The 21,475-nt window shown below is 52.7% G+C and carries 21 protein-coding genes and 1 tRNA gene; 5 read left to right on the top strand and 17 right to left on the bottom strand.

Annotated features, from left to right (window positions below; genetic code table 11):
* Window positions 1-16 precede the first annotated feature (16 nt).
* Window positions 17-610: a DegV family protein gene (locus B5F35_RS19310; RefSeq protein ID WP_087242225.1), complete on the top strand. Its 594-nt coding sequence runs from the start codon at window positions 17-19 to the stop codon at window positions 608-610.
* Between the two features lie 36 nt (window positions 611-646).
* Here the strand turns inward: B5F35_RS19310 and B5F35_RS14540 are convergent, their stop codons facing one another.
* The 4 genes from B5F35_RS14540 to B5F35_RS14525 all read right to left on the bottom strand — a co-directional run bounded on the left by B5F35_RS14540 (window position 647) and on the right by B5F35_RS14525 (window position 2,570).
* Window positions 647-991: a four helix bundle protein gene (locus B5F35_RS14540; protein WP_162611439.1), complete on the bottom strand. Its 345-nt coding sequence runs from the start codon at window positions 989-991 to the stop codon at window positions 647-649.
* 102 nt (window positions 992-1,093) lie between these two features.
* Window positions 1,094-1,180, bottom strand: a tRNA-Leu gene (locus B5F35_RS14535).
* Between the two features lie 95 nt (window positions 1,181-1,275).
* Window positions 1,276-1,854: a TIGR01440 family protein gene (locus B5F35_RS14530; RefSeq protein ID WP_242969545.1), complete on the bottom strand. Its 579-nt coding sequence runs from the start codon at window positions 1,852-1,854 to the stop codon at window positions 1,276-1,278.
* Window positions 1,851-2,570, bottom strand: a complete 720-nt coding sequence (locus B5F35_RS14525; protein WP_087242221.1) for a histidine phosphatase family protein — start codon at window positions 2,568-2,570, stop codon at window positions 1,851-1,853. Before B5F35_RS14525 ends, B5F35_RS14530 begins: the two co-directional genes overlap by 4 nt.
* A 189-nt stretch (window positions 2,571-2,759) precedes the next feature.
* Between B5F35_RS14525 and B5F35_RS14520 the strand changes: the two genes are divergently transcribed.
* Window positions 2,760-3,473, top strand: coding sequence for a helix-turn-helix domain-containing protein (locus B5F35_RS14520; protein WP_087242219.1), 714 nt, complete (start codon window positions 2,760-2,762; stop codon window positions 3,471-3,473).
* Between the two features lie 51 nt (window positions 3,474-3,524).
* On the opposite strand, the gene B5F35_RS14515 is transcribed toward B5F35_RS14520, so the two are convergent.
* The 5 genes from B5F35_RS14515 to B5F35_RS14495 form a co-directional block, all read right to left on the bottom strand.
* A complete protein-coding gene (locus B5F35_RS14515) occupies window positions 3,525-3,950 on the bottom strand; it encodes a hypothetical protein (protein ID WP_087242217.1) in 426 nt (141 codons plus the stop codon).
* A gap of 38 nt (window positions 3,951-3,988) precedes the next feature.
* Window positions 3,989-5,308 carry a glycoside hydrolase family 3 N-terminal domain-containing protein gene (locus tag B5F35_RS14510; protein WP_087242215.1) on the bottom strand — a complete coding sequence of 440 codons (1,320 nt, stop codon included), beginning with the start codon at window positions 5,306-5,308 and terminating at the stop codon, window positions 3,989-3,991.
* A 91-nt stretch (window positions 5,309-5,399) separates the two neighbouring features.
* Complete coding sequence (gene hydG, locus B5F35_RS14505) at window positions 5,400-6,848, bottom strand: [FeFe] hydrogenase H-cluster radical SAM maturase HydG (RefSeq protein WP_087242213.1); 1,449 nt, start codon at window positions 6,846-6,848, stop codon at window positions 5,400-5,402.
* A 22-nt stretch (window positions 6,849-6,870) separates the two neighbouring features.
* Complete coding sequence (gene hydE / locus B5F35_RS14500) at window positions 6,871-7,980, bottom strand: [FeFe] hydrogenase H-cluster radical SAM maturase HydE (RefSeq protein ID WP_087242211.1); 1,110 nt, start codon at window positions 7,978-7,980, stop codon at window positions 6,871-6,873.
* Between the two features lie 322 nt (window positions 7,981-8,302).
* Entirely contained in the window at window positions 8,303-8,548 is a 246-nt protein-coding gene (locus B5F35_RS14495; protein ID WP_087242209.1) for a TM1266 family iron-only hydrogenase system putative regulator, read from the bottom strand.
* Window positions 8,549-8,841: 293 nt separating this feature from the next.
* Here B5F35_RS14495 and B5F35_RS14490 point away from each other — a divergent pair, with 293 nt between their 5' ends.
* Genes B5F35_RS14490 through asnB form a run of 3 tightly spaced genes read left to right on the top strand, consistent with a single transcriptional unit; the run spans window position 8,842 to window position 12,718 of the window.
* Entirely contained in the window at window positions 8,842-10,077 is a 1,236-nt protein-coding gene (locus B5F35_RS14490; RefSeq protein WP_242969544.1) for a carboxylate--amine ligase, read from the top strand.
* Window positions 10,078-10,099: 22 nt separating this feature from the next.
* Window positions 10,100-10,828: a cysteate racemase gene (gene cuyB / locus B5F35_RS14485; protein ID WP_087242207.1), complete on the top strand. Its 729-nt coding sequence runs from the start codon at window positions 10,100-10,102 to the stop codon at window positions 10,826-10,828.
* A gap of 45 nt (window positions 10,829-10,873) precedes the next feature.
* The gene (gene asnB / locus B5F35_RS14480; protein WP_087242205.1) at window positions 10,874-12,718 is read left to right on the top strand and encodes an asparagine synthase (glutamine-hydrolyzing); all 1,845 of its coding nucleotides are present in this window, start codon (window positions 10,874-10,876) and stop codon (window positions 12,716-12,718) included.
* A gap of 71 nt (window positions 12,719-12,789) precedes the next feature.
* Here the strand turns inward: asnB and B5F35_RS14475 are convergent, their stop codons facing one another.
* The 8 genes from B5F35_RS14475 to B5F35_RS14440 all read right to left on the bottom strand — a co-directional run bounded on the left by B5F35_RS14475 (window position 12,790) and on the right by B5F35_RS14440 (window position 21,473).
* Entirely contained in the window at window positions 12,790-13,416 is a 627-nt protein-coding gene (locus tag B5F35_RS14475) for a sugar O-acetyltransferase (protein ID WP_087242203.1), read from the bottom strand.
* Between the two features lie 53 nt (window positions 13,417-13,469).
* Complete coding sequence (locus B5F35_RS14470) at window positions 13,470-14,531, bottom strand: NAD-dependent epimerase/dehydratase family protein (RefSeq protein WP_087242201.1); 1,062 nt, start codon at window positions 14,529-14,531, stop codon at window positions 13,470-13,472.
* A 285-nt stretch (window positions 14,532-14,816) separates the two neighbouring features.
* A complete protein-coding gene (locus B5F35_RS14465; RefSeq protein WP_087242199.1) occupies window positions 14,817-15,884 on the bottom strand; it encodes a polysaccharide pyruvyl transferase family protein in 1,068 nt (355 codons plus the stop codon).
* Between the two features lie 51 nt (window positions 15,885-15,935).
* Window positions 15,936-16,652: an IspD/TarI family cytidylyltransferase gene (locus B5F35_RS14460; protein ID WP_087242197.1), complete on the bottom strand. Its 717-nt coding sequence runs from the start codon at window positions 16,650-16,652 to the stop codon at window positions 15,936-15,938.
* A 121-nt stretch (window positions 16,653-16,773) separates the two neighbouring features.
* Window positions 16,774-17,589: a PHP domain-containing protein gene (locus B5F35_RS14455; protein WP_087242195.1), complete on the bottom strand. Its 816-nt coding sequence runs from the start codon at window positions 17,587-17,589 to the stop codon at window positions 16,774-16,776.
* The gene (locus tag B5F35_RS14450) at window positions 17,586-18,152 is read right to left on the bottom strand and encodes an adenylyl-sulfate kinase (protein WP_087242193.1); all 567 of its coding nucleotides are present in this window, start codon (window positions 18,150-18,152) and stop codon (window positions 17,586-17,588) included. The genes B5F35_RS14455 and B5F35_RS14450 overlap by 4 nt, the downstream gene beginning before the upstream one ends.
* A gap of 11 nt (window positions 18,153-18,163) precedes the next feature.
* On the bottom strand, window positions 18,164-20,083 hold the full coding sequence (locus B5F35_RS14445) for a hypothetical protein (protein WP_242969543.1): 1,920 nt from the start codon (window positions 20,081-20,083) through the stop codon (window positions 18,164-18,166).
* A 181-nt stretch (window positions 20,084-20,264) separates the two neighbouring features.
* The gene (locus B5F35_RS14440) at window positions 20,265-21,473 is read right to left on the bottom strand and encodes a flagellin N-terminal helical domain-containing protein (protein ID WP_242969542.1); all 1,209 of its coding nucleotides are present in this window, start codon (window positions 21,471-21,473) and stop codon (window positions 20,265-20,267) included.
* Window positions 21,474-21,475: the final 2 nt, after the last annotated feature.

The raw sequence follows: 21,475 nt of genomic DNA, 5'->3' as shown, positions 1-21,475 counted from the left end.
TTGCTTTACCTCGGGAATGTCGGGGATGTATCAAAACGCCAAGCAATGTATGGCCAGACTGGAACAAAAATTCCCGGAACGAAGGATGGTTTGCGTGGATACCAGATGCGCTTCTCTCGGAGAAGGCTTTCTGGTTCGGGAAGCGCTCAGAAAACAGGCGGAGGGGTTGTCTCTGGAAGAACTGGTACAATGGATTGAGGATTATCAGCCTCAAGTATGCCAATGGTTCACCGTGGATACCTTTGAGCACTTGAAGCACGGGGGAAGAGTCTCATCCGCGGCAGCTGTGCTTGGAACGGCACTGCAAATCAAGCCGCTGCTTCATGTGTCGCTGACCGGTGAGCTGGAAGTGGTAGACCGCACGATCCGCGGAACCAAGCGGGCGATATCCGCTCTTTTGGCAAGGATGGAGAAGGGATGGCAGCCGGAGCTGTGCAGCCGCATTATCATTGGGCACGGAGGGTGTCCGGACACGGCGGCCTGCTTTGCGAGGGAGCTTCAAACACGGTTTCCTCAGGCGGAGCTGATCACCGCACCCATCGGGCCGGTGATTGGTTCCCACACCGGGCCGGGCCTCCTTGCCGTTGTATTTTGGGGAACGGAACGCTGAAAGAGAGCCGGAACGCGATATGCGTTCCGGCTCTTTTCATGCCTGATTCTTTTTTGCCGTGTTGATGGAAGCAATAAGCAGTCGCTTGACCTCGATGCATTGATTCAAAATAGTAGAATCGTCATAGTAACCACTTTCGATGAGCAGTTCCAGCCAGTATTCACTTTCCGAACATTCTTTTAATGCGATTTGTAATTTCGCAATAAAATCAGCCTTTCCATGGGCATACATGGCTTCCCGAATGTTAGCTCCCACGCTGGTACCGGAGCGAATCAGTTGATTGGTCAGGACACTTTCTCGTTTTGCCCCTTTGATCTCATTGCACACTTTGATAATGTTCAAAGCAAAGGCTTTGGATTTATCCTGAAGCGGACTAGGCATGGTCATCACTCCAAAAATCGACTTTTCAAGTTTAGTGAAGAGTGAAAAGTGAATAGCGAATAAGTAAAAATCGACAAGCCCCTGACGGTGCTTGTCGATTTTTGGTGCCGCTGACCGGGATCGAACCGGTACGGTGTTGCCACCGAGGGATTTTAAGTCCCTTGCGTCTGCCAATTCCGCCACAGCGGCTTATGCGGAAGGATGCTCAAAAGTTTCCCTTTGAGCACCTCCGTATTATAGCATAAATAAAATGCGAAAGCAATTCTTTCTTGACGCTTGCATCATCAGGAAAGATCGTCCTGATAGTGCGCGCGTTCGCCGCCGATATATTTTGGGCGGGTGCGGGCGCACAGCAGGATGGCTTCCCCGATCTTTGAAAGGCTCAGACGCACCGGGACGGCCACAGGAGCCAGATGCATCCCGATCAGCGTACCGCCAATATCCAGGCCTGCACGGGCGCGTATTGCTTCCACCGCGCAGGGGGACTCCATCCTCTGCCACACGGCGGTCGCAAAGGAACCGCCCGCCTTGGGCTGCGGAACGACATTCACACGCTCGAGGCGGTGCAGGCGGCGTGCCGCGTCCTCCACAATCAAGGCCCGGTTGAGATGCTCACAGCACTGGGCGGCAAGAAAAATGCCCCGGCGCTCCAAAACCGGGTACAGGCCGTCGACGATAGCCTGCGCTACCTCCGGGCTGGAATCCGTGCCGATACGGCTTCCGGATACCTCGCTCGACGAGCAGCCCACCACAAAGAGATCGCCTTCCTCCAGCTTTGCCAGATCCAACAGTTCGGATGCGGCCCGCTCCGCCTGTTCGCGGACGGCATGCAGAAATGCTTCCTTGTTCTCCATCGCGTTCATTCTCCTTTCTCCGCGTCCTCCTTCTTCCCGTAAGCGCGGTCCGCCGCCTCACGGGCCAGATCAATCACCAGACGTTCGTTTTGCTCCCCTTCTGTTTTTTCCCCGGCGGGAAGCGTGGCATACACCTCCGCCACCATGGAGCGCATCCAGAGGCCAGGGGTGATGCGCAGGGAGTAGCCGCAGCCGTTGCCTGTCAGCCAGTCATAAAAGCCGGCCTTCGGCAGGCCGTAGGCGGAGAGAATCGTCATGATAACGCCGCCATGCGTGACGATGACGGCGCTGGTGGTGCGGCTGCGCAGCATATCCTCCACCAGCTTTTCAAACGCCTCGCAGACACGGTGCATAAAGACTGCGCCGGATTCCCCGCCGGGCGGCGTAGCCTGCGCGCCGCTCTCCATCCACTTGGCAAAAGAGGGATCCTCCTCCATCAGCTCCTTGGCGGTTTTTCCTTCCCACGCGCCGAAGTCACATTCCCGCAGACCCTCCACGACCACCGGCTCCGCGTCCGGGTAAAGGATGCTCATGGTTTCACGGCAGCGGAGCAGCGGGCTGCAATAGTAAGCCTGCGCCGTGGGATACCCGCCTCCCTGGCTCAGCTCGCGCAGCTGTTCGGCTCCCTCCGGCGCAAGGGGCAGATCCGTGCTGCCGATATACTGGCCGAGCTGATTTCCCTTTGTGGTGCCGTGCCGGATCAGATGAATCGTGTAGGACTGCATAGGTTTTCTCCTTTTCACCATAAATATTGGGCCTGGTTCTCCAAAATGGCCACTGTATCTAGCGGTTTACAAAATGTTATATATAGTATATACTTTACTTTATGTTATTCGTTTTTTTGACCCTGTTCGACAGGGCTCGACCCGCCGCCCAAACCGGGATCGAGGGGCAAGAGGAGGAGAACTTCGGATATGAACAGCCATTTTCCGCGCATCATCACCCTGCTCCGCAAGGAAAGAGGACTCAGTCAGAAAAAAGCCGCCGAAGCCCTGCAAATTTCGCAGGCGCTGCTTTCCCATTATGAGAAAGGAATCCGGGAATGCGGACTTGATTTTGTTGTGCGCGCCGCCGATTTTTACGGCGTTTCCTGTGACTATCTTCTCGGCCGGACACCGGACCGAAGCGGTGCGATCCTCACGATGGAGGACATCCCCGACCCGGACGCGGCCGGAAAGGAAAACCGTTTCCGCGGCAGCCTTCTGCCCACGCTCAATAAAAAGCTGATTGCCAACTCGCTCAACATCGTCTATGATCTGCTGCAAAACTGCAACAACAAGGCGGTGACGAACGAAATTTCCGGCGCGCTGAGTGCGGCCGTTTATAAATCCTTCCGCATCCTCTACTCCGCGAACAGCAAAAACCCGCAGGGGATGTTTGCCGTGCCGGAGCGGTTGAGCAAGGGCGCGGCCGATGCCGCCCAGAGCATCGCGGAATCCAACGCCGCCTGCCTGATGGCGGGTGAGGATGCCGGGGAGCTGGAGGGAATCGGCAAGGACGAGCCGCCCGCCCTTTCCCCGGAGCAGCTTTCGGAACGGTATCCGCTGTTCGCGAACTCGCTGTTCAACCTGATCCGCAACACGGAAGCGCGCATGGGCGTTTCTCCGCAGGGAAAGAAAGACAAATAACAGGTGCAAGCCTGTGGAAAGCCGCTCCCACATCCGGGGGCGGCTTTTTTATCAGCAGAGCTTGAGGGCTTCCACGCCGCGGTTCGTCAGATAGGCGCGGCCTTTGCGCAAAACGGCCAGATCAAACAGAAAGTCGTCCCGTTTTGCCCCTTCCATCACGGTGTGACAAAACATTTCGTATAGTTTGCTTCTGTAATACACGTCGTAATCTCCCGCCGCCCAGACGGAAACGGTATAATCGAGGAACACAAGGCCCAGCTCCATCAGATGGCGCAGCGCGTCGGAGCGCTCCCGCACCAGCTCCATGGAGTCCGTTTCCTCCGTGATGCGCACATAGTTCAGGGCAATGGAAACCAGCTCCGGCTCCCGATCGCTGTGAAGCTCAAAGCGTACCACGGGATAGCGCGTGGATTGGCTCAGCTCCACCAGAATCCGCTTTTCGCGGGTGGTCAGATCCAAATGGGACAACTGCGGCATGACAAAGCACCCTTTCTTTTTTCACAAGGAGTCTGCTGTTACAGCAGCCCCATAGCGTATTTTGCGGCCAGAATCCGCACGACGGACTCCATCAGCCGGTCCTGCGATACCTCGCCGCTCTCCACGGCACTGAGAAGCGCCTGGTAATCCGTGCGGGGATCCGAGGAGAGCAGGATATCGTTTCCCGCCTGGAAAGCGGTCACAGCGGGGCTTTTTCCTCCGGTGAAGTCGGTAATGGCGTCCATGATGAGATCATCTGTCATGACGAGCCCCGTGAAGCCCAGCTCGTCCCGCAGGATCTCGTTCACCTTGGGGGAAAGCGACGCGGGGGCGTCGGGATCCATACACTCCACAACATTATGGGACACGAGCACGAACTGCGCGCCCGCCTCAATGCCCGCCCGGAACGGCAGAAAATCGGAGGTTTCAAATGTCTCCATCGGCCGCTTGTCGTAGACAAGACCGGTGTGCGTGTCTCCGTTGTTTCCATAGCCGGGGAAGTGTTTGAGTGTGCAGGCCAGCCCATTCTCCTGATACGTTTCCACGCAGACGCGGATATAGTCCGCCGTCGTTTGTGCGTCCTGCCCAAGCGAACGGTCATAAATGAAATCGGATGGATTGGTGGAAATGTCCGCCACGGGCGCGAGGTTCAGGTTCAGCCCGAGGCTTTTCAGCAGCTGCGCCTTGTCGCGCGTGTCAATCACGACGGAATCGAGCTGCGCCCGCGCGTACACCTGCTGGGGCGACTCGAATTTCTGACTGGCATACTGGGAAAAACGGCTGATGCGCACCACCGTGCCGCCCTCCTCATCACAGCAGAAAAACATGGGGGTGCGGCTGGAATTCTGGAAGGAGGAAAGCGTTTCCGGCACGGTTTCCTTTGTCTTGCCCTCGAAGAAATCGGCCATCAGGCAGTAGCCGCCCGGCTGGCAGTCGTCGATCAGCTTTACGGCTCCCTCCGTGGGGCAGCGGAAAATGAACACCTGGCCGACGAGATCGGCGGTGGTCATGGATTTCGCTTTCTGATACGCCCGCTCATAGTATGCGGAAAAAATCCCGTCGTCATCCGGGATGCCGGGCGTTTTTGGTTCCTCCGGCTCCGATGACACCGGGGAAGAGGGCGCCGCCTGCGATGAAGCTTCCGGCTCGGAAGAGGGCTGCGCCTGGGAGGACTGCGCGGCGTCTGAGGATGCGCCGCCGTTGACCAGGTCCACAACGACAGGAAGGGGCTTGACGCTTCCCAGCGCCCAGCCCCCCACAAGACAAACAACGGCAAGCAGGGTGATCAGACAGGCGCGCGCAATCACGCGCCCCGTACCCGGTCCGTTTCCTTTTTGATATCGCGGTTCGCGCGGCATGGGACAAGCCCCCTTTTGCTCCGTTTTTCCTTATTGTACCCCTTTTTTTCCAAAGGTGCAACACCCGGCGCAAAAAGGATCCCATGCCTGCTCAGAAGCGGAAATCGCGGCGGTTGGAAGCCCGGATGGCTTCCACGTTTTCCGCGGCGATCGCGCGGACCTTCTCGTTCGGAATCTTTTGCAGCTCCTTCTCGATCAAAGCGAAGCCCGTCTGCTTCGTTTCCTCCGAAGCGTAGTCCGTCAGGAACTCCGTGAGCGTCATCAGCGCGTTCGGATGGCAGCAGTTCTGGATCTGTCCGTTCTTGCACAGGCTCATAAAGCGGTCGCCCGTGCGGCCCTCGCGGTAGCAGGCTGTGCAGAAGGAGGGCAGGAAGCCAAGCTCCATCAGCCAGTGGACCACCTCGTCGAGCGTGCGCTGGTCGGAGACGTCGAACTGCTCGGAATCGTGTGGGCGTTCCTCCTCGGTGTAGCCGCCCACGGAGGTGCGGGATGCGCCGCTGATCTGGGAGATGCCCACCTGAAGCGCTTTTTCGCGCACCTGCTGGGATTCGCGGGTGGAAATGATCATGCCGGTGTACGGCACGGCAATGCGGATGCAGGCGATGATCTTGAGGAAGGTTTCGTCGTCGATCCCGTTGTCAAACGTGTCGGGGTCGATGTCGTCGGCACGCTTGAGACGCGGCACGCTGATCGTGTGCGGCCCCACACCGTGAACGGCTTCCAAATGCTCCGCGTGCATGAGCAGGCCTGCGAATTCATATTTGTAGCGCTCCAGCCCAAAGAGCACGCCGAGTCCCACATCGTCGATGCCGCCCTCCATGGCGCGGTCCATCGCTTCGGTGTGGTATTCATAGTTGTGCTTCGGTCCCGTGGGATGCAGCTCCAGATAGCTGTCGCGGTGGTACGTCTCCTGAAACAGAATATAGGTGCCGATCCCGGCTTCCTTGAGCATCCGGTACTCCTCCACCGTGGTGGCGGCGATGTTCACGTTCACGCGGCGGATCGCGCCGTTTTTGTGCTGGATGGAATAGATCGTCTTGATGGATTCCAGAATATATTCGATGGGATTGTTCACCGGGTCCTCGCCCGCTTCAATCGCGAGACGCTTGTGGCCCATATCCTGTAACGCGATGACCTCATTGCGAATCTCATCCTGTGTCAGCTTCTTGCGGCAGATGTGCTTGTTTTTGCTGTGATACGGGCAGTATACGCAGCCGTTGACGCAATAGTTGGAGAGGTAGAGCGGGGCAAACATGACGATACGGTTGCCGTAGAACGCCAGCTTGATTTCCTCCGCGAGCCGGTACATCTCTTCCACCTTTTCCGGGATTTCGCAGGCGAGCAGCACAGAGGCCTCACGGTGCGTCAGCCCTTCGCAGTGGACACCGTTCCCGTTCTTCTTGGGCCGTGCCTTTTCCAGCAGGCTGTCGATCAATTCGACGTTGTTCTTGTTCTCCTCCGCGTAACGGAGCGTTTCCAGGATCTCCTCGTGGTTGATGAATTCCCCTGCCTTGAGGGATTTCGGGTTGTACTGTGCCATAGTCTCTTTCCTTTCTTTAGGGTCAGATGTTCTTTCCCTTTAGATTTTCGTTTTCGATCTTGCTATATCGGACGTCGCCCCTTGCGGTGACGGCGGTATAACCAATGGCCTGCAGGCGCTCCTCCAGACGGCGGCGGTGCTCTGCGGCCTCCGCGCCGGTATACAGCTTGTTGTCGTAGAGCTCATACTTTCCCCGATCCTCCTCGGGGGAAAGGTTCGGCATGATGACGTTTGCCCCGGCGAGAATACCGCGTTCCCGGCCGTCGGAGGAGAGTGTGCCGAGCGCCGTTGTGGCGGGAAGCAAGATATGCGGGCAGATCAGGCGGATCACGGAAAGCAGAAACAGCGTCTGCTCCACGGATCCTGCCGGGCACTGCGCAAAGGGCGTCGCATGGTGGGGGATGAACGGGCCGATCCCGCACATATCCGGCTGAAATTCCTCGATGAATTTCAGATCGGCGGCGAGACAGTCGTCTGTTTGGTACGGGGAGCCGACCATGAAGCCGCAGCCCACCTGATAGCCGATCTCCCGCAGATCGCGCAGGCAGCGCATGCGGTTTTCGAGCGTCTGCACAGGCGGGTGAAGCTTTGCGTAATGGACGGGGTCCGCTGTTTCATGGCGCAGCAGATACCGATCCGCGCCCGCCGCGAAGAGCTGCTCATAGCTTTCGCGGGATCGCTCGCCCAGCGAGAGCGTGACGGCACAGCCGGGACAGCGCTCCTTGATGGAGCGGATCAGCTCGCAGAGGATCGCGTCTGTGTAAAACGCGTCCTCACCGCCTTGCAGCACGAAGGTGCGGAAACCGAGCGCAAAACCGCGTTCACAGCAGTCGAGGATCTGCCCGGGCGTCAGGCGGTACCGCTCACAGGATGTGTTGCCGCGGCGAATTCCGCAATAGAAACAATCGTTGCGGCAATAGCTGCTGATCTCAATCAGGCCCCGCAGGTACACGTCTGTACCGTACCATTGCTTGCGCAGCGGGACGGCCTTTTGGGCAGCATACGACGCCAGCTCCGGGGAGGCGGACCGCACCAGAAGCGCGTATTCCTCCCGGGAGAGGGAGTGCGTGTTGGCCAGCTGATCCAGCAGGCGGGCGCATTCCTCAAAGGGTGCTTTCTTTTGTTCCGACATAAAAAATACCGCGTCCCTCCGGGCAGACGGGGACACGGCAGAGCCGGACCCCAGCTTTCGCCGCAACCATGTTTTGGCGTCAGGAGGGTATCTTCCTTTTTCTTTGTATTGATTTTAGGTTTGGTGAGAAACGTCCGGAAAAATTCGCTTTGCTCTTTTTCCTGGCTTTTTAGGGCTTCGCGCACTTTTTCTTAAAGGGGGTTTCACCCCCTTTACCCCTGCCGGGTCTCCGCTCCCGCTCCGGTCGGCGCCTTGTTTGTGTGCCACCGGCACACGGCGCCCTTTTGAAAAAGGCGGGCGAAAACTTCACGTTTGCCCTTTTTCAGCTTTTGGAGTACGCCGCTTTCGCGGAGATACCATTCAGCCGCCCAAGCAGGCCGGTGAGCGTGTTGATCGCATCCTGCGGCGCGTCAACGGCAACGCAAATGATGTTGATCCCCTTCTCCCGATAAGGGATTCCCATTCTTCCAATGATGTATTCACTGTAATCGTGCAGCAGACGGTTGAGCGCCCCGGTGCTCTCCGGGTTTTCAACGATGATACTGATCACGGCTACTCTCGTGTTCACGGTGCGTTCCTCCCTTTTGTGTCGCTTCCTTCCGCCGGGCTTGTGCCGCAGGACAGAACGAATTTTGGCAGGAGGCGCAGCCGCCCGCGGGGGTGCTTTTCCGTGTTTGTCCGCGCATCGCGTTCCCTTCTTTCCGCTTTCTTTCTATTGTAAAAGTCTCCCAATGTGTTGTCAAGGAAAAAAAGCTTTTGGCGAAATCGCGGGAAGCGCGCAGGACGGGGAAATGTTGGTTGTTTTTTAGGCGCGCGGGGAGTATAATAAGCTGATAAGAAAATTTGAGGAGGCGCCTCTGTTTGAGTACGACAACTGTTCCGGATTTTCTTCCGGTGCTGCTTGGCAGCGATATGAACGTTTACGGCATGGCCCGATCGTTTCATCAGGCCTACGGAATCAAAAGCGTGGCGGTGGGAAAAGGAATGCTGGGGGCGACCTCGCACAGCCGGATCGTTTCGGTGGAAGCCGTGGAGCCGAATCTGGAGGATGACAAGGTATTCTGCGACACGCTGCTGAAGTTTGCCAAGCGGTATCCGGGCCGCACGCTTCTGCTCGTTCCGTGTGGGGATAACTATATCAAGCTTCTGGTGCGCAATCAGGACAAGCTGCGCGATGCATACCGCTTTGAGTGCATTGACGAGCCGCTTCTGATGCGTCTGAGCATCAAGGAAAGCTTTTATGAGGTGTGCCGGGAGCATGGCTTTGCCTTCCCGAAAACGACCACGTGCTCCTATGAAAACTACAAGGGCGTGGAGCTGCCCTTTGATTTTCCGGTGATTATCAAGCCGAGCAACTCCGTAGCCTATTGGAACTGTCGTTTTCCGCACAAGAAAAAGGTGTTTGTCGCACAGAACCGGGAAGAGTTCGACGCGATCCTCGACGCGATCTATGGTTCGTCCTACAAGGATCATCTCATTTTGCAGGAATTCATCCCCGGCGACGACAGCGGGATGCGCGTGATGAACTGCTACTGCGGGCGCGACCGAAAGGTGAAGCTGATTGCTCTCGGCCACACGCTGCTTGAGGAACACTCCCCGGAGGGGATCGGCAGCTATGCCGCGATCATCAGCACGCGGGACGACGCACTCTCCGAGCAGATGAAGAATTTCCTTGAGGGGATCGGTTATGTGGGGTTTGCAAACTTCGATATGAAGTATGACCCGCGCGACAAAACGTACAAGCTGTTTGAGATGAACCTGCGCCAGGGCCGCAGCAGCTTCTTTGTGACGGCGGCCGGCTACAATCTGGCCCAGTGGCTCGTGGACGATGTGATTCTGCAAAAGGAGCTGCCGCTGACCATCGCGGACAACCGGGTGCTGTGGAGCATCATTCCGAAGGACATCATCTTCCATTATGTGAAGGATGAGGCCCTCAAGGAGGAAGCTCGCCGCCTGATCCACGAGGGGAAATATGTGCAGTCGATGAGCTACCGGGGGGACACCTTCCGCAAGCGCTTCGTGCAGTTCCATCTGAGCCAGATCAATTACCGCAAGAAATATAAAATGTGCTTTGGCAACAAGAGCCTTCGCGACTGAGGGCGGAAAGGAAACAGCATACATGCAGCAGGACAACCTTCTGGGCATCATCGGCGGGCTTGGCCCGATGGCGACCGCTTACTTTCTTGAGCTGACCGTGAAGATGACGGCGGCGGAGCGTGACCAGGATCATCTGCGCGCCGTTCTCATGGAGGCGCCCGAGATCCCGGATCGCACGGCGCATATTCTGGATCGGAACCAGCCCTCGCCGCTCCCGGCGCTCACGGCATACGCCAAAAAGCTGGAAGCGCTTGGCTGCGGCTGCATCGCGATTCCGTGCATCACGTCCCACTATTTTTTTCCGGAGCTTGCTGAAACAATCTCGATCCCGCTGCTGAACATCGTGAAGGAGACAGCGCGCCATTTAAAGGAAAACGGCGTGCGCTCGGCGGGCGTGATGGCCACCACCGGCACGGTGCGCACAGAGCTGTTCCAGCGCGCGCTGGAACAGGAGGGCGTGGACTGTGTGCTTCCGGACGAGGAGCATCAGGCGATGGTGATGCGCGTCATTTACGACGACGTAAAGGCCGGGCGGCCCGTGGAGCCGGAAGTGTTTGGGGAAGCGGCTTCCCACCTGCGCCAAAGAGGAGCCGAGTGTCTAATTCTGGGCTGCACGGAGCTTTCTCTCGCCAACCGCGAACGTCCGCTGGGGCCGGGCTGTCTGGACGCGCTGGAGGTGCTGGCGCGCGCCGCCGTGCTGGCCTGCGGCAAACCGCTTCGCCCGGCATACGGGCGGCTGATCACGCAATAACCGCCGGGATTCCCGGCTTGTCGAGACAGGAAGGATGGATGGCATTTGTGTGGATTTGCAGGCTTTTTCCGAAACGGCTGGAACGGTGACCGCGAGGCGGTGATCCGCGATATGGCGGATCGCATCCGCCACCGGGGACCGGATCAGGACGACTATTATGTGGACGATACGATCGCCATGGGTTTCCGCCGTCTGAGCATCATCGATCTTGAGGGCGGCAGTCAGCCGATCCGCAACGAGGACGGCACGAAGGTGCTTACCTTCAACGGCGAGATTTATAATTTCCGGGAGCTGCGCGTGGAGCTGCTTGACGCGGGCCATGTGTTCAAGACCGGCACGGACAGCGAGGTGCTGCTGCACGGTTACGAGCAGTGGGGCGAGGATCTGCTTCAGCGTCTGCGCGGCATGTTTGCCTTTGTGATTTGGGACAGCCGGGAGCAGAAGCTGTTCGGCGCGCGCGATATTTTCGGCATCAAGCCGTTCTATTATTATCAGCACAACGGCGACTTTTTCTATGGCTCTGAGATCAAGAGCTTCCTCGCGCACCCAAATTTCGTTAAGGAGCTGAACGAGGAGCGTCTGCCGGAATACCTGTGCTATGAGTATGTCCCGGACGAGGAAACGATGTTCCGCCATGTGTATAAGCTGCTCGGCGGGCATTGCTTCACCTACCAGAACGGCAAGCTTTCCATCCGCCCCTACAACGAGATCCAATACCACATCGACGAGAAACCGACGCTCGAGGAGTGGGAGAAGCGGATCACGGACACCTTCGCGGAGAGCGTGCGCGCCCATAAAATCGCAGACGTGGAGGTCGGCTGTTTCCTGTCCTCCGGTGTGGATTCGAGTTATGTGGTGAAGGAAGTCAGCAAGACGGCCGACGGCGTGAAAACCTTCTCCGTCGGCTACGCGGAGGAAAAATACAGCGAGCTGCCCTACGCGCAGGATTTCAGCAAAGCTGTGGGCGTGCCGAACATCAGCAACAAGGTGAGCGCGGACGATTTCTTCGGCGCGGCTTCCATCATCCAGTATTATCTCGACGAGCCGATGCCGAACCCCTCGGAAATCCCGCTTTACTTCCTCGCCCAGAACGCCGCGAAGTATGTGAAGGTCGTGCTTTCCGGCGAGGGTGCGGATGAGCTGTTCGGCGGCTATCCGATGTATCTGGCCGGGATGCACTTTGATCATTACGCCCATCGTGTGCCGCGCGCCCTGCGCCGCGCCGCCGGAGCCGCTGCCTCAAAGCTGCCTGCCTTCAAGGGCAAAAATTTCCTCGTGCGCGGAGGGATGGAGCCGTATCAGCGCTACATGCGCAGCAACTATGTGTTCACCCGCACGAACGTGAACCGCTATCTGAAAAAGGACTATCATCCGAAGGATCCTGTCGACTATGTGAAGCCGTATTTCGATAAGGTGCGCGATCTCGACGAGCCGACACAGCTGCAATATGTCGATATCCATGTCTGGATGCTGTACGATATTTTGCAGAAGGCCGACCGCATGAGCATGGCGAACTCGCTGGAGCTGCGCGTGCCGTTCCTCGACAAGCGGATGCTTGCGCTGGCCACACAGATTCCCTCGCGCTACCGCGTCCATGGGGACGTGACGAAGGTAGCCCTGCGCGGTGCGGCGATCAAGCAGATCCCGGAGCGCACGGCGAACAAGAAGAAGCTCGGCTTCCCTGTTCCGCTGAACGACTGGCTGCGGCAGGACAAATACTATGCGATGGTGAAGGAAGCCTTTGAGAGCGATGTGGCCGCCACGTACTTTAACCAGGAAGCGATTCTCCGCCTGCTTGACGGACACAAGGCGGGCGAAAACCATATGCAGCCCATTTGGAGCATCTATTCCTTCCTTCTCTGGTACGACGAATTCTTTGTGAAACGCTAACTAAAGACGATAGAAAAGCCCGTTCTGGAATCCAACCAGAGCGGGCTTTTCGTTTTATGCTCATTATTTTTTTAATTCAATGCACAGATATCAGGATCAGCATCATATTCTGCCTGCATTTGTTGCCAATATTGTGTATCAGCATCAGTCAGTTTACGGATCACGCGGCATGGATTCCCTGCAGCAACAGTCCTCGGTGGTATATCATGTGTTACAACGGAGCCTGCCCCAATAACGGAATCTTTTCCAATCTGCACACCCGGACACAAAATTGCCCCTCCTCCTATCCATACACGATCTCCAATTATAACGGGTTTTCCATAGACTAATTTCCTGGTGCGTACTATTGGATCCAGAGGATGAGAATCAGTAAATACATTGACACGAGGGCCAAACATCACATTACTGCCGATTTGTACTGGACATGAATCCAGAATCAAACAATCCATATTGGCATAGAAATGATTTCCTATATGGATATTGGTTCCATAACTGCATCGAAAAGGTGGCTTGATGAATACATGGGTTCCCATAGTTCCCAACAGTTCCGCCAGTATATTTTTTCTAAGCTCTTTTTGATCTTCTCCCGTAGAATTATACTGTGATAACAGCTCACGGGCACGATTGCGCAAACTTCTTAACTCAGAGTTACCGGAATAAAAAAGTTTACCAGCCAGCATACGTTCTTGCTCTGTCATAAAAGCCTCCTGCTTCAAGCCACAGACAAGATCATTGTGAACACATTTTTGCTCTATTTTGCTCTATCAAGTTCCGATAAAATCTGAAGTGTTTCCTGAATACCTTCTTTAAGGGTATAATGGCTTTCCCATCCTATGTTTTGCAGCTTTTGGCAGTCTAAAATTGTACGTTTGACAGTTGAATAGCCTCTCGCTTCAAGAGAGGTGGGCGTACTTATCACCACTTGGCTTCCCGCCACTTCTGCTGTTGTTTCTGCAAAGCAGCGGATAGTTGCCTGACATCCGGGAGAAGCGATATTGTATGCCTGTCCACTTTCTCCCAATTTTAAAATAGTTAGAAGAGCTTTAATTGCATCCACAATATAACAATGGGATCTCTCGACTTGCCCGGTACTTTTTAATTTAATAGGGCTGCCGGATACAGCCGCGCGAAGAAATTCCGAAACAGCGCGGCTGTCCCGCGTAGTCATTGTTGGTCCAAACAAATGACAGGGACGGGCAATAACAACATTTGCATCAAATTCCTGCCGGTAGATTTGACAGAGAACTTCCGCTGCCCGCTTTCCCTCCGGGTAACAGGAACGCGGATTTGTCAAATCCAAAGGGCCGCAATAATCTTCTGAAAAGCTTGTTTCCATACTGGACGGATGACCATAGATCTCTCCGGAGGAAATCAGAAGCAACCGCTTCGCACCATGATTTAGACCGTAATCAAGCAGGTTTTTTGTACCTAAAATATTGGAAAAAAAAGTATCAGTAGGATGCAGAGCATACTGGATCGGATCTGCGTTGCTGGCACCATGAAAAATATAAGATACTTCTCCAAATTCTTGAACAGGTTCAGAAATGTCCTGCGCGAGAAAGGAAAACGTTGGTTCCTTCCAGATGCAGGAAAACCGCTCTTTGGCCCTGTCTTCACTGCGGCTGAGTGCTATTATGCGGCAGGGGGTGTTCTGGGCCGTATTCCAGAGAGCCAAAGCATCTATCAGGCAGCTTCCCACCATGCCGGTAGCTCCTGTTACCATTACGGAAGCATCTTTCAGAAAGTCCAGATTCACATCGGTGAGAACCCGTTCCAGAGAAGCACGGTATACAGGATGTTCAAAAAGTCTCATGATAATTTTCTCCCTTCGTTTATCAGCGGCAAGACTTCCACCGACTTTTTCAGTTTTCTCACCAATTCTATAATATATTATCTGTAATATTTTTCGGGTCTCTTTATACTGTCTGTTCAGCTCCAGATTTTCATTCTCATCCGTTCCTCTGGAGTTTTCAAGAAATTGGACACGGACTGGTAAAGCTGGCTATACAGCCTGCTGTTCCGGAACATCAGGAAAAAATGCTATCTGGAGTTATTTTATTCGGAAAAATCAATTTACACTTTGCTCACTATGGCAGGTTTACTCATTTTTACTGCTTTGAAGAGTTTGCTTCAGTTTTTTAAGTTCTCTCAATAAATCCCTGCTGGCATATAACCATGTATCTAAGGTCTGATGCATCAAATTGTACTGCCAGTTACGGGCTTCCTCCGGTGTGTAAGTGGTTTTTTTCAGCTGTTCTATAGAGTATTCACCAGTTGTTTCTGCAACAAAATCCTGTACTCTTTTGATCAGGCTTTCCCGCGTAGCAAGATAGTTTGTGGGATTGTGAGGCGGATTCAGAAAATCATATTGAAAATTATGGTTTATAAAATTTTCTTCCGAGATATGGTGAACCCAATCACTATAGGGAGCCCAGCGGGTATAATTATCGGGATTCTGCAGATCAACAACCGATATAACAGGTACTTCCATTGCCAGACAAGGAAGGGTAACGTGCAGTCGTTCGGTAATTACAACTTTGGCGTTTTGATAGAGAGTCAGTACTTCTTCTGCCTTCCGCAGCTTTTCCTCCAGCGGGGTATCTGGATTGCGGGCGTCATATTTATGTGTTATCTTACGAACTTCCAGGCCGGTATCCGCCAGCCATTCACGTACCTTTTCTTCTAACTCCGGCTTCAAATCAACCACACATATATAAGTTCCTGCATCAGATGTTTTCTTTTGTTTAGGCAATGTGAGGGTCAGACATCCGCTGAAATAAGAGTCAATATTATGTTCAGCAAAGTACTTCATGGTTGTTTGATCTCGTGCTCCAACCGGGCCGTATGCGCGAAAATAATCGCCGCCGATTCCCTTTATCCACTCGTCTCGAATAGGAGAAGCACCATGATAATGATCGTAATTATTGATATGCATACTGATCATCAGAGGATAAATGCAGTCGGCCGGCGGCCAGTTCCATTTTTCCCACATCCACCAGGAATTCATTACCACAGCGACAGGTTCTCCGTTCTCAGAACAAAAGGAATCCAGATTTTCACGATCCAAAACATAGTCTACTTTAGGCAAAAGCTTTACTGCCGCATAGGTTTGTATATCGTCCCCTAGATTTTTTGTACTAAAATGGGAGAGCACTCCGTATTTCATAAATGATTCCTCCTGCTTGTAAATTCAAAGAACTATCAAAATGGAAAAGGTTTATTTTAGCCAGACATCTTTTTCCATTTTTATGTATGCTTTAAAAAGCTCCAAATCATCTTTTGTTGTAAGTTTAATATTTTTTTCCGATCCAGCCGCAAAATAAAGCCTTTCTCCCAATTCCACCATTAAGGTATTGGCATAGGTTCCATCTTGCAGACCAATATTTTCTTGGAAAGCTTTTTGATATGCCCATAAAATCTTTCCATAGGTATATGCTTGCGGAGTCGAAACACGTCTTAAAGTCTCTCTCGGGATATACTTGGTAGTTGAAATTTCATCATCAGCAACAAAAATCTGTTCGTTGTAAGGTAAAGATGTTACAGCATTTCCATATTTACGGCACTTGACAATAATATCAGATAAGACAAAGTTTTCTATCATGGGACGAATACCGTCATGAATAATAACAATATCATCCGAGGTACAATATTTTTCAAGTGCAAATAATCCATTGCGAATGGATTCTTGTGCAGTGTTTCCGTTTGACACAATTTCTTTGAGCTTATCAATCCCAAATTGTTTGGAATAAGCACGCAGTACATCGTGCCATCCATCAACACAAACTACTACGATCATATCAATTTCCGGGTGTCGCTGAAATCCTTCTAAAGTATAAATAATAACTGGTTTGTCATAAATATTTATAAATTGTTTGGGAATGTCCTGTCCCATACGGCTGCCGTTTCCACCTGCAAGAATCAGACCAACGTTCATGATTCGTTGTCCCCTTCCGAAAAGATTTTATATTAACATCCGTTTTGTGAATTTTTCTGCTGAATGATCGTTGCAACAAGAGATGTATTTGCTATAAAACTTTTTTCTTTGACGACAGCAGTCAGCGATTCTTTAGAATCCACTCAATGTCCAGATCGGTGGGAATGATTCTGTCTTTTTTGTGTACTTGCTGCCCGTGAAAATCGCTGCCAGCAGTCACATGCAGCTGATATTTTTGAGCCAATTGGAGATAAAGAGCCTTCTGTTCTGGTGAATGTTTGGGATACAAACACTCGATTCCATCCAGTCCATAGGATTTGAACGTTCGGATCTGCTCCTCCAAAGGTCCCGGTTCCAGATACAGCTGATAAGGATGGGCCAGTACCGCAAATCCGCCGGCTTTGTGGATCGTTTCGATGCAAACCTGAGCCGGAGGCTTCTTTCTGTCCACGCGATGATATTCCTCTGTGTCCAGATAGCGATCAAACGCTTCGCGGCTGTTTTCTACATAACCATGTTCCACCATAATTCTTGCAAAGTGTGGACGTCCGATGGCGGCTTGTCCAGCCAGAGCTTTGACCTCTTCCAAGTCAATCTGAATTCCTTTTCTGCGGAGAAAATCAATAATGTATAATGTATGGCGCTCCCGCTCCGCCAGCGCGAATGCGCACAACTCCTGAAGCTCTGCATTGTCCGGGGACAAGGCATACCCTAAAATATGCAGATTATCATATTCCATTGCACTTAGTTCAATGCCGGGAATCACATGCAGCCCACAGGCCTGACCTGCTTCACATGCTTCTTTCAAGCCTGAGAGCGTATCATGATCGGTCAATGCCATAACATCCAGATCCGCATCCTTTGCCAGTCTAATCAATTCCTCGGGACGGTGTTGACCATCGGAGGCGGTAGAGTGCATATGTAAATCAACCTTCATAAGTCGAACTGCCTTTCCAATCGTTTCACGATTTCTTCCGGCGTTGTCTCGCCGTCGTTTTGGATCACAATATCTGGATTTTCGGGTTCCTCTGCGGGAATATCCACACCAACGACATTTTTCGTGTGGGAAGAATACAGCCCCTTTTGGTCCCTTCGGTACAGTGTCTCCATGGAAGCCTTCACATAGATTTCCCGGTAATTTGGGATATTTTCCCGATTCCATCTGCGAATCTCCCGATACATGGAGATGGAGCAGCAGACCACATCCTGGCCCTGATCCGCCAGATATTTGCAGAGACGAAAGAGCACCCAGGCACCCTTTAGACGTCCCTCGCGGGTATAGTCAAAAGGTTGCAAAACGGCTCCCTGAAGAGCCAGATTCCATCCATCGGAAAACGGCATGGGGATTTCTTCATTCTGCATCCTTCTTATGACGTCGCCATCCAAAAGTATGGCATTTGGGCTTTTCTGAAGAAGACTGTGGTAAAACAAGCCGCCGATAGTGCTTTTTCCCGCACCCGATAAGCCTGTAAAAAAGTATACGGTTCCTTGCTTATTCATGCGATCACATCCTATCGGTACAATGGATTTTCCAGTAAATCAGGATTAAGCTTCAAAAGCGGCATCATATGCAGGGGCTGGAGTTGCTTGTTGACAAATTGCAGTCCAAGACGCAGTGTATTGGCCACCTGTACCCGATTATTTTGGTATTTCTTGACTCGCATTTGAGCCTGGACATCGGCCTGCTCCTCGACATTTTTTACGTTTGCAGGATCGTCCAAAGGAAGATTCTTTTCTATCAGTTCTTTTCTCCATGCCCCTTTGCATGCTTCAAAATAGGTTTCATAAATGAAGGAGTCTAAATGATAGGCTTTTTTGGATTTTTCTTCAATCCAGGCATCGTCTACCGTTTCTCCATGGTAATAATGGAAGTCATATCCATAATACGCATACGCATCCCGCATGAAATATTCCAGAAAAGCCCGGTCATCGTCGTCAGCAAATTCATCATAAGTCCGGTAAACCGTTGAGAGATCAAAACCACCCACTCTGGTTTTGGTTGCAGGCTGGTTGATACCGTTTGCCGTCGTACAATGCGTCAAACTTTCCGTATATGGAATATCCAGGAATTCTGCAAGAGCGGTAAAGGTAGCCGTTGGATTGAGCTTACCGTCCTCAAAACGCACCAATACACTGTCCTGATAAAGGCGGTCAGTAGGATCTACCATAAAGCTGCGGTTCAGCATACGGGTGGTCAGCATATCATTAACAACATGGCTTCTCTCTTCATCTTTCATAGCGAGCTGGTAAGCAAAGCGGGTAGATGCCGCATAGCTGGTGGTAATACGGCGCATAGGAGTGAAAGTCTTAATGTATTTAAACTGCCGGAAAATAGGAGATTTGCGAATCTGCTCATATTGCTTGGAGTACAGAATGCACCGCTTGCTGTCCTTGGAACCATGGATCTCGTATACCATGTTTGGAAAGTGAGGCTGGAAAAGCAGGATCGGAGCAATTCGAGATCCAGGATCAATGAAACGGGTGCAGATGGGATTATTCAAAAAGGCTGCGACAAAGAAATCCTTGTCGGTGGGAGATTTGATATGGGAAAGGAGGCTTTGCAGATGCTTGTCTCCAAAATGAGCCCGATCGCGTTTCCAGGAAAACTTGGCTTGCCGGATAACCTCCTCCACATTCTGCATCATGATAGATTCCAAAGCCAGCACATTTGGGTGTTCGTACAGGATTTCATTAAAAAAGTCGCCGCCGTTGTGGGTGGCCAGCTGGGTATGCCAGATCATTCTCTTGACCTCCCGCACTCCCACCGGGCGAAGCGGATATTGGCTGTAGTCAATGCCAAAACGGGCTTTAAAGTCAATGGGGTAGAGAGATGATTCCTCTTCTATCAGAAAAACCAGCTTTTCCTCTTGGAGAAGCTTTTTGATTTCTAAAACCTGAAGATAGGCACAGAACTGGGACCAGTCGGAATAATGAAGATAGATATGGTTTTCCCGTCCAACCCACTCACTTTTTCGCACAGTATCGTTTAAGTATTCCAGTTGGTACTGGGACAAAACATCCTTTGCAAGGATGGGATTTTCCAAGTCTTTAAAAAAATACCTGTCGATTACGGGATGATTTAGATTTAAATGATTGCCGAACCGGCTTTCTGCTGGATAATAGGGGATATAGCTTTTATCGTCATAAGGAAAAAACCAGATGGGTAAATCTTCAAAAGGAACAAAATCCTTACGAAATAAATATGGATACTTTTCAAGTGCACGGCAGTTTTCTTCATATCTTTGGCGCAGCTTGTTCAGATTGGGAAAGTAAAAAGCCTGGCTCATCAGATCCAGCAGCTCAGCTTGAAACAGGCCCCGATTGAAAAGGGAAACAAAGGTGGAGTAGGCAACCTTATAGTCACCCTTTGACACAAAGAGATAACTGGCAGCCTCCAATTCTTCCTGTGGTGTCAGCTCCCCTTGTTCCAAAGCAGCGATATAGGCTGTCTGGGCCTGCTTGTTTTTCTTATATTGCGCCAGTTTTCTGGCAATTTCGATTGTTCTCATATCGGGGCTTCTCCTTTATCATTAAAAAAGAAGGGGGCCGGGCGTTTGACCCGGCCCCCTCTTGCTATTGGGAGTGTTTCTGTTCGATAATCCCGATATGGAATTACTGGAGCAGCTGCAGGACGCCCTGCGGAACCTGGTTGGCCTGAGCCAGCATGGCCTGAGCGGACTGCACGAGGATGTTGTTCTTCGTGTAAGCCATCATCTCTTCGGCAACGTCGGTGTCGCGGATGGTGGACTCGGCGTCCTGGATGTTCTCTTCCATGACGGACAGGTTGTTGATGGTGTGATCCAGACGGTTCTGGGTAGCACCCAGCGTGCCGCGGACGTCAGACACATAGTTGATGGCATAGCGGATGTAATCCACTGCATTAGCTGCGTCTTCCTGCGTCGCAATCGAGATGTTGCTCAACTGCATAGCCGCCACATGGATGTCATTGACGCCCACCATCATCTGGTTATAGGAATCACTGGTATCGCCAATCTGCAGCTTCAGGCCGCTGTTGACATTGAAGGTCGGGATGCTGGTGATACGGACATCGACATTCGTAGCGGTGGCTGTAAAGGTGAATGTTGCGCCGTTAACTGTAACCGACACGTTAATTTCGTTGCCTTCCAGATCCTTGAACTTAAAGGCATCGCCAAACTGACTCGCGATCGCACTGGCAATCACGGCAGCGGTAGCATCCTTACCAACATAGAGAACACCACCAGCAAATGTCGCAGCGGACGCATCAACAGAAACGGCAGCTGTACCGGCCTTAACCTGAATGGTCTTGTTGCCGATCTGGATGCTGCCGCCGATCAAATCTGCACCATTCGCGTTGATGGTCAGGCTAAACATCGCAGCAGTGCCAGAAGTACGCTGCGTGAAGGTAGCACCCGTAGCACCGGACATGGAGCCGTCCAGCAGCTTGATGCCGTTGAAGTTGGAGGAGTCAGCGATACGATCGATCTCGCTCGTGAGCTGCTCGAGCTCCTTCTGGAGGTTGGAACGGTCGGTCTCGTTGTCGTAGGTGCCGTTGGCGGACTGGTCAGCCAGCTCGACCATACGGTTGAGCATGTCATGCACTTCGGTCAGCGCGCCTTCAGCGGTCTGCACCAGAGAGATGCCGTCCTTGGCATTCTTCTGAGCAACGTCGAGGCCCGTGATCTGAGCACGCATCTTCTCGGAAATAGCCAGACCGGCGGCGTCATCGCCTGCACGGTTGATCTTGTAGCCGGAAGACAGCTTCTCAAGGTTCTTGGACAGTGCGCTGGTGTTGTTGGTGTAGTTGCGGTAGGCGTTCATCGCCATAATGTTGTGCTGGATTC

Origin of the sequence: Anaeromassilibacillus sp. An200, from assembly GCF_002160025.1 — a bacterium.
Taxonomy (GTDB): domain Bacteria; phylum Bacillota; class Clostridia; order Oscillospirales; family Acutalibacteraceae; genus Caccousia; species Caccousia stercoris.
Note: the sequence above shows the minus strand (reverse complement) of the source record. Positions and strands in the feature narration are given on the sequence as shown.

Excerpts from the sequence above, each read along its gene's own strand:
- B5F35_RS19310 (WP_087242225.1), top strand. The coding sequence starts at position 17 with ATGTCGGGGATGTATCAAAACGCCAAGCAATGTATGGCCAGACTGGAA.
- B5F35_RS14540 (WP_162611439.1), bottom strand. The coding sequence starts at position 991 with ATGCCTAGTCCGCTTCAGGATAAATCCAAAGCCTTTGCTTTGAACATT.
- B5F35_RS14530 (WP_242969545.1), bottom strand. The coding sequence starts at position 1,854 with ATGAACGCGATGGAGAACAAGGAAGCATTTCTGCATGCCGTCCGCGAA.
- B5F35_RS14525 (WP_087242221.1), bottom strand. The coding sequence starts at position 2,570 with ATGCAGTCCTACACGATTCATCTGATCCGGCACGGCACCACAAAGGGA.
- B5F35_RS14520 (WP_087242219.1), top strand. The coding sequence starts at position 2,760 with ATGAACAGCCATTTTCCGCGCATCATCACCCTGCTCCGCAAGGAAAGA.
- B5F35_RS14515 (WP_087242217.1), bottom strand. The coding sequence starts at position 3,950 with ATGCCGCAGTTGTCCCATTTGGATCTGACCACCCGCGAAAAGCGGATT.
- B5F35_RS14510 (WP_087242215.1), bottom strand. The coding sequence starts at position 5,308 with ATGCCGCGCGAACCGCGATATCAAAAAGGAAACGGACCGGGTACGGGG.
- hydG (WP_087242213.1), bottom strand. The coding sequence starts at position 6,848 with ATGGCACAGTACAACCCGAAATCCCTCAAGGCAGGGGAATTCATCAAC.
- hydE (WP_087242211.1), bottom strand. The coding sequence starts at position 7,980 with ATGTCGGAACAAAAGAAAGCACCCTTTGAGGAATGCGCCCGCCTGCTG.
- cuyB (WP_087242207.1), top strand. The coding sequence starts at position 10,100 with ATGCAGCAGGACAACCTTCTGGGCATCATCGGCGGGCTTGGCCCGATG.
- B5F35_RS14475 (WP_087242203.1), bottom strand. The coding sequence starts at position 13,416 with ATGACAGAGCAAGAACGTATGCTGGCTGGTAAACTTTTTTATTCCGGT.
- B5F35_RS14470 (WP_087242201.1), bottom strand. The coding sequence starts at position 14,531 with ATGAGACTTTTTGAACATCCTGTATACCGTGCTTCTCTGGAACGGGTT.
- B5F35_RS14465 (WP_087242199.1), bottom strand. The coding sequence starts at position 15,884 with ATGAAATACGGAGTGCTCTCCCATTTTAGTACAAAAAATCTAGGGGAC.
- B5F35_RS14460 (WP_087242197.1), bottom strand. The coding sequence starts at position 16,652 with ATGAACGTTGGTCTGATTCTTGCAGGTGGAAACGGCAGCCGTATGGGA.
- B5F35_RS14455 (WP_087242195.1), bottom strand. The coding sequence starts at position 17,589 with ATGAAGGTTGATTTACATATGCACTCTACCGCCTCCGATGGTCAACAC.
- B5F35_RS14450 (WP_087242193.1), bottom strand. The coding sequence starts at position 18,152 with ATGAATAAGCAAGGAACCGTATACTTTTTTACAGGCTTATCGGGTGCG.